The organism is Pseudomonas putida, assembly GCF_022627325.1.
Lineage (GTDB): Bacteria > Pseudomonadota > Gammaproteobacteria > Pseudomonadales > Pseudomonadaceae > Aquipseudomonas > Aquipseudomonas putida_X.
On the sequence record NZ_JAETZZ010000028.1, the window covers coordinates 1 to 7,633 of the forward strand.

Annotated in this window: 3 protein-coding genes; 2 read left to right on the forward strand and 1 reads right to left on the reverse strand. The window is 52.6% G+C overall.

The features are described from left to right. Positions 1-555: 555 nt before the first annotated feature. Both JNA92_RS25430 and JNA92_RS25435 read left to right on the forward strand, forming a co-directional pair. Positions 556-5,547, forward strand: coding sequence for an AAA domain-containing protein (locus JNA92_RS25430; protein WP_241807207.1), 4,992 nt, complete (start codon positions 556-558; stop codon positions 5,545-5,547). Next, a complete protein-coding gene (locus tag JNA92_RS25435) occupies positions 5,540-7,063 on the forward strand; it encodes a hypothetical protein (RefSeq protein ID WP_100412844.1) in 1,524 nt (507 codons plus the stop codon). The genes JNA92_RS25430 and JNA92_RS25435 overlap by 8 nt, the downstream gene beginning before the upstream one ends. 328 nt (positions 7,064-7,391) lie before the next feature. Here JNA92_RS25435 and JNA92_RS25440 read toward each other — a convergent pair. Then, positions 7,392-7,633: transposase domain-containing protein (locus tag JNA92_RS25440; RefSeq protein ID WP_241807208.1), on the reverse strand; the 242-nt coding region annotated here is incomplete at its 5' end.

A 7,633-nucleotide genomic window follows, 5' to 3' on the forward strand; every position in this document is an offset into this window, starting at 1 on the left:
ATGCAGTTGGAGGCCTTTGAGGCAGTCAGCGATAATCCACAGGCCAAGCTGTCGGCCGTGATCAACTAAACGGCGAACTCAGCGGCCAGAACCATGATGAGTTACACCACTTCCCGGGACACGATCGACCATTCTCGGTATCGCTGCGAAATTGCACTCCATTTGACCACATGATTGCATCGGTCCTGACCACTCGTTTGCATTGCACTTGACCTGGCGTTTGCATTCGATCTGACCACTGATTGCATCGGATTTGACCAGCACGTCTCATAACCATGATCGGCAGAGAGCTGCGCATTGCTACCGGTGGCGACAGGCAAAAACCGGGCAGAAACGGACGCTGGCAGTGCTAATGGATAAACCTTAATATCCACTGCTAGTAAATGCTGAGATAGGGGGTTGATAGCCCGAACGGGATAGGCAGAGCGATCTCTCCGGCACAAAAGCTGATATTAATCTGCTCCTAACCAGTCACCACACCCCATACGTTTCGCTTCTCAGTTTGTTCGATAGCAAAAGTGATAGGCGCGGTAGCTCATAGGAAGGAGCAAACAGATGAAGTTAGTAGTAATAGGCAAAAATGGATTACATCCAAGAGAGGCCTATGCTGTAAGTCAGATGGAGGAACACTTTCAAACTACCTGGCAAGCCTATTCGTCTCTGGTGATTACCGATGACCAGGGCTCGATGGAGATTGATTTGCTGATCATCACCAGCGACCGTATTTTGCTGGTGGAGATTAAGGACTGGAACGGCAAACTCACCAGCTATCGTGGTGAGTGGCGAGTCAACGAGAAATCCCGAGGCAAAAGCCCTTTCACCATCAAGAAGGAGCATGCCATACGCATCAGCAAACTGCTGAGCAGTCATCTGCGCAGTAAAATCGGTTACGGCCCCATGGTCGAAGCGCATGTAGTGCTGTCCGGCTCAGCCACTCCAGAGCAGCTACCGCCAAACGAAGCACGCTATGTACACACCCTGGACACTTTCCTGAAGATCCGCAAGCCTGTCGTTTACAGCCAGATTTGCACTCAGCCTGAAAAATCACATGAAGCTTTTTTCGAGCGCTACAACCACCCACGACCCAATTCAGAAATCGCGCTCAAAGAAATCGACCACTTCTTTTGCAACAGCAAAGGCTATGTGCAGCCAAAGCACCTTAAAGTAGCCCAATATGTCTCCAGTGATGAACTCGAATACGAGCACAATAATGGCCTGTTCAAAGAGTTTATCGGCAAAAATCCCAGCATGGAAAAAGACATTGGCTTGCTACGCCAATGGGACTTTTTAAAGCTGGGCACGGGTCTGGCGTTTACTGAAACCTGGAGCCGCATTCTCACCCGCGAACACGCTATCCATTGCCGCGCACGCACCGAAAGCAGTCGACTTGAACAGTTCATGCTGCGTCCGGCTGTTGGCCTGGACCCGGAAGACATTCAGACCGATTACGCCGAAGCTTTCGAGCTTAGGCACAACATGAAGCGCTTTGACCGTTACTTAAACCAGAACGGCCCCACTTGGACCATTGATCAACGCGCTGACCATGTACGCGCCCTGTTGGCGCCCTTTGCAGAGTTGCATGGCATGGGCATGGCCCACCGCGACGTGGATTGCCACAATCTGTGGTACGCCGCGGATAACGCCACCATTGTCACCTCGGGCTATTACGCATCATTTATTCCCGAACATACCACCGTCAAAGACATCCGGGCATTGCTTAAAAGTACGCAGCTGCAACTTCCCGAAGATGTGTTCAGCGATAAAGGCGACATTCTCGACCCTTTCCGCGTGGATGTGTTTTTACTCGGCCAGATCGCTCACCGCATTTGCTTTGCGGACAAACGACTGGAGCGCGATGAACAGATTTCAGTCTGGCGACCACATGCCAGCGGTGACCCGTTTAATGGCCAGCTAGATGAGTTTTTTGCCAAGGCGCTTGATTGGGATGCAGCGAATCGTTACAAAGATGCCGGTGAGATGCTGGCGCACTTCAACAGCCTGACGGACGATCACAATCATATCTACGACGACTCTCAGGAAGTCATTGAGGCACTCACCAGTGGAAACTTCATCAAGCGTCAGATGAGCGCGCTGCATCTGACTCAAATGTTCCCACAGGTGCCGGGTGAATCGATCAGCTTCGGTTCGACGATCCGATATCGCTATCAAGATGGCGATGCAATCGGCCTAATCAAGTTCTGGCAAAACGTCATTGCCTCGCCCAAAGACCCCGGCACCAATCGCCGCATTTTGCGCTTACGCAAGCGCATTGAAAAAACCCTTAACGCTGACTTACCTATTGCACAGGTGCGTGATTATGGGTTGTTGGAAGGTGGCGGTTTTTACATCGCCACCCGGTATGAGCCTGGTCAAACCTGGTCGCGATTTGTCGAGGATATTGAATCTACTGGCGACAAATTGCGAGTTGCCCAGCGCTTGTGTGACGCGATGCTGGCTCTTCACCAACAGGATGTCTACCACGGTGACCTGCACCCTGAAAATGTGATTTTCAAGCAGGCAGGCGAAGAAACCAGTGAACAAGATCGCGAGTTGGTCCTTATAGATGTGCTTGATTACGGCGGTGAATCCGAGCCCTACAACGTCAACTATGGCCCACGCAATCCGGCTGACAGCGATGGCTATGGAAGAGATCGCTTTGCCGTTTATCGTATGGTCGGCGAGCTCTTTGGCGATGACCTGCCTACACCTATTGCTGAGGAACTGGAGCGCGCCAAGCAGCAATCAGATCAAGTTCCCCTATCATTAAAACCACTGCTTGAAGCCATCGAAGCAACCGATCAACCAGCCGAAGAGCCCGTGGCCAGTGACACAGTAAAAACTTTTGATCTGGCCTTTTTACTAAGCGATTTTCCTCTGGAAAAAGAGCTGCTTAGTAAGGAAGAATGCGGGTATTTCGTCAAAGCGCGGGAAGCCCGCGAACCCAATTGGCTCAGGTTCTTCATTACCGGCATTGATACACGCATAACCCTGACGGTTGATCTGATGGCCAAGCAGATCAAATACGCCAACCTCACACGCAACATCAGCCTCAGTGACTACATAAGTGCCCGCAAAGAAGCTCAACACCGAATCACGGAAAACATCACCGTGGTACGCAGTGAGCCGAAAAAGGTTTTCCCCGACCCGTTCGTGGACTATCTGTTAGGCATCGATGCTGTGATTGACTTGATGATCAAGCAATCGCCGAACAAGGGATACGATGAGCTTGAATATGACATCCATCCCGAAGATTGCTGCACTGTTGCACCCAAGCAGATTTGGAACACCTTACTCAAAACAGAGGGTGATTACCTGCTACGCCTCGAAATAGCTGAAGGTGTAATCCAGGAAAATAGCGCAGGCCACCTGCTCATTCCCTATACCGCCAACTCACAAAGCTGGCTGGATAACTTTGATCGCGGCGACACCGTTAATGTGACGCTGGGGAATGATGAGCATAGCTTTGGTTCGCTGGTGCTTGGTGAAATACTTTCCGACACTCTGGTGGTCCAGCCCAGTCGAGGTGGTATGACCAGGCGGCTTGCCCCCGGTAATGAAATCGTCCTAGAGTCCCTACGCACCAAATCTAGTCGAGATCGCCGTTCCAAAGCGCTGGAGCGAGTGCTGGACGGAAGTTCGAAAATTGCTCGGCTACCGGACTATTTCGACAAGAGCGCCAACATAGCCTCCAAACCTATGGCCGATGTACCGGATGAGGCAACGATTCGCTCCCGTTACGACAACCTCGATGGTAGCGCAGAGTACTTCAATGAGCGCCAGCTTGACGCATTCCAGCGGGTCATCGCCGAAGGGCCGATTAGCGTGCTGCAAGGACCACCTGGCACGGGAAAAACCGCCTTCATCAGCAAGCTAATTCACTATCTCTACGAGAACGATCTGGCTAAGAACATCCTACTGGTTGGGCAGTCCAATGCCACGGTCGATAACGTTGCACTCAAAGTCCGCGAGTTGTGTCTGGCCTTGAACACCCCGTTAACAGTAGTGAGGGTGGGCAATGAGGGCTCGATCGACAGTCAACTGCTGCATGCCCACCCAAGCGCCATCCAGCGAAAGATCCAAAACAAGTTCCACCGTGAGTATGATCTGCGCATCAATGCTCTCGCCTCGCGCTTAATGCTCAGCCAGGGCTTTGTATCCACCTTGTCCAGCCTACACCGCACTCTACATCCGCTGATGGCCAACCTGCGCTCGCTTAAAGCTCAACTTCAAAAGATCGAGCACTTGGGGGCGCAAAGTAACCTGACTGAAAAACTCGAAGCCCTTCACGATCAGGCCAATTTGACTGCTCAGCGCATCATACAGATCGTCGACAGCTATCAATTCAACTTCGAAAGCCCCGATGCCCATGACTCAGCGTTCTGGGAGCTTCTGAGTAAGCAAGTGGCTCTCGAATATGACATCACCGATTTAGTCAGTCTCAAACGCCTGAATCAGCTGATCATCCTCAGTCAGGAGTGGATTGACGTGCTGGCCAGCGGCGATGCGAATTACGACCGTTTTCTGGTCAAAACCTCGCAACTAGTATGCGGCACCCTAGTGGGTATGGGTTCAAAAAACCTAGCCATCAACGAATCAGAATTCGACTGGGTGATTGTCGACGAGGCAGGTCGTGCGCAGGCTTCAGAGCTGATGATCGCCTTACAGTCTGCTAAGCGCGTACTGCTGGTAGGTGATCATCGTCAGCTTCCACCGCACTACGACAAACGACACCTCAAAGCTGTCTCCCATGAGCTGAGTGTTCAAGTTGGCGAAGTGGCCAAAACTGACTTTGAGCGAGCTTTTGATGTCAACAAGGGCATCACCCTCGACACCCAGTATCGAATGATCAAGCCGATCAGTGACATCATTTCGACGTGCTTTTATGCCGACGAGCACGGTGTGGGTGGCCTTATAACCGGCCGGCCGGACTCACCGCAGTGGTTCCAAGAGTTGCCCTATCCATTGAACTACCCCGTCACGTGGGTCGACAGTGGCGTGGGCGTGAAGCGCACTGGTGAAGACAGCAAAGGCCGTCGTGGCTATTCGAACCAGCATGAGACTGAAGTGATCCGGCATTTGATCAAGCTCTTGTGCAGTCCGGACACAGTGAACAATCTCAGACTCTACGTGACTGATGAAAAGCCTTACCCCATTGGGATCATCACTATGTACCAGCAACAAAAGGCACTCCTCCAGACAGAATTGAGCAAAGCCGAATGGGCCGCAGACATCCGCGAGTTGATCAAAATCGATACTGTTGACTCTTACCAAGGGCAGGAAAACCGGCTGATTTTCCTTAGTTTGGTGCGCGATAACGACAAGGTGAACCAAGGCTTCCTGGGCGATATGCCGCGCATTAACGTGGCCTTATCCCGTGCACAGGAACGTTTAGTGGTGGTGGGTGCACGCGCCATGTGGCGAAGCGGCAACTCTGATTCTGCGCTGGCCAAGGTTCTTAGCTTTGTCGAAACCCAGTCCCAGGAACAACCTGAGCAATACCAAGTTGTCGACGGCACCAGCGTCATAGAGAGCACTCAGCATGCATGAATTAGACGAATTAGAATTTTCCTACGAGTCGCGGCTCGGTAACGTGATTTCGCTGCTGGTCCCTGTGCGCCCCTATACCATGCACTGTGCCTGGACACAGGAGGTGCCGCTGCCAGCCATTGAAGAGTTTACCTGCCGCCTGTTGGTCCTGCTCGATGAGGTTTTGCCGGGAGATATTAGGGAGTACTTCGGGCTGAGCCAGCGTGAATGCGAGATACTGGTTGAGGGTTTGGTGCAGAACCGCCTGGCGATGTACACCGATTCGGGCCATTTGGCACCCTCCTCGATACTGCGCAACAAATCTCAGGGATGCCCTGATGTGCTCCCCAGTCTGATCCGCTACGAAGAACGCGTTGAGACGCCGCTATTTGATCTACTGACGCTGAATATCATTGCCCCACGCAAGCAAAGGCTGTACCGCTTTGGACTGCCGCATCTGAACGTGCCAAATGAGCACAAAAACATAGGTCAGCGGGAGGTCATTGAGGCTTTTGGCCAGCAATACCATGCCTACCTCGAATTACAGCAACGGAGTGAGCGCGAGATCCGAAAAAGCCGTCTGTACAAAATCAGCAGCTGTGAGGCAGGTGATGTCGACCAGGTTGCCATCGACGTATCCATTTCTCTTGAGTCGACGCCGAGCGGTCCCATACGCGTGATTAAAACCGCAGAGGACAAGGCCAATATCCGTCGACCATTGACCATTGAAATGGAGGCTAAGATTTCTGACTATCTCAATGAGCTATCTATCCCCGAGCACGGCGTGTCATTTACGGCCTACTGTGAGCTGGTGAATGACGAAGTGCTGGTGCGTCATATCCAGCGTGGCACTTTAGATTTCAACGCGTGGCTCAATGCCCGGCGCGAAAACAAAACGGGCTATGGCACGCCCTTGACCCAAGCCATGATCGGCCCGATTTACCTAGAAAAAAATCGGCGAATGATCGAGAGCTTTATCCGTGATCTGGCCAGACTTTGGCCGGAGGACGCAACCCATACCGCTCTGTGGCTGGCAAGTTCTGTGCCGCTATGGGCTGCGAACGGACAGTTGTTGAGTGACTTTGTCTATCGCATTGAGCCACTGCTCAGCGCTTCGAGAGAAGGTACGGGGCATATCTGTGCCCTTTTGCACAGAGAACTGCGCGATAACCATTCGACATTCTGGTCGCGCATCCCTAATGGCATCGAGTTCTCGGGCGCCCCCCTAGAGGACTGCATGGAGATATTCTTGATCCCAGGGCAGTTGGCAGTGGTCCAATACCACTGTCAACCGAGTACCGACAGCGCCATTACGGTGCCAATTGGCTACATCACCGTTGAGGGGGAACGCCTCGCACGCATCGAATCGCTGCTCAAAACACGCTTGTCAGATCGTCCGGCTCCGAAACTGAGGTGGCCATCCAAGGATCGCACCCTGGATCAGCTGTTTGATATGGAGCGCTTTATGGACATGGAGCAAGCGAGAGAATCACACACGCCTGTGATTTTCTTCAAACCGAAACGGCGCGAGTACTGAATAACCGAGACAAGGCAAGGATGCCCGGCTTCGGCCTGTCCAAACTGTACGACGCGATCATGGTCTAGTTGCAAATCTGAATGGGCCTGACTCCTTAGGCACATGTGAGGGACCGCTATTGGGTTGTCCTCTTCCGGTCGTCACTACGGCGTGTGCTGGTCAAGTCGAATGCAAACGGTTGGTCAACACGGATGCAATTGAGTGGTCAGTGGCAATGCAAATGGGTGGTCAAGTCCATGCAATTACGCATATCGCTCCATTCAATGGTGAGGCGCGTAACAATGAGTGCGATCCATGAACCCCACCTTCTAAAAGATAGGGCCTCAGCTTACCGTGGTATCTCTGGCGAGCAGTTCCATGGCAGCAAGGCTTCGTAGTCTGAGACCGACGACGCATACGGCAGGCGCTCAAGTACGTGGCGCAGCCACGTATAGGGCTCCTGACCGTTGACCTTGGCGGTCTCGACCAAGCTGTATATCTGCGCACTTGCCGTGGCGCCCTTGGGCGTGTCACTGAACAGCCAAGCCTTGCGCCCAATGACAAACGGTTTTATCGCACGCTCTGCCAGGT

Excerpts from the sequence above, each read along its gene's own strand:
- JNA92_RS25430 (WP_241807207.1), top strand. The coding sequence starts at position 556 with ATGAAGTTAGTAGTAATAGGCAAAAATGGATTACATCCAAGAGAGGCC.
- JNA92_RS25435 (WP_100412844.1), top strand. The coding sequence starts at position 5,540 with ATGCATGAATTAGACGAATTAGAATTTTCCTACGAGTCGCGGCTCGGT.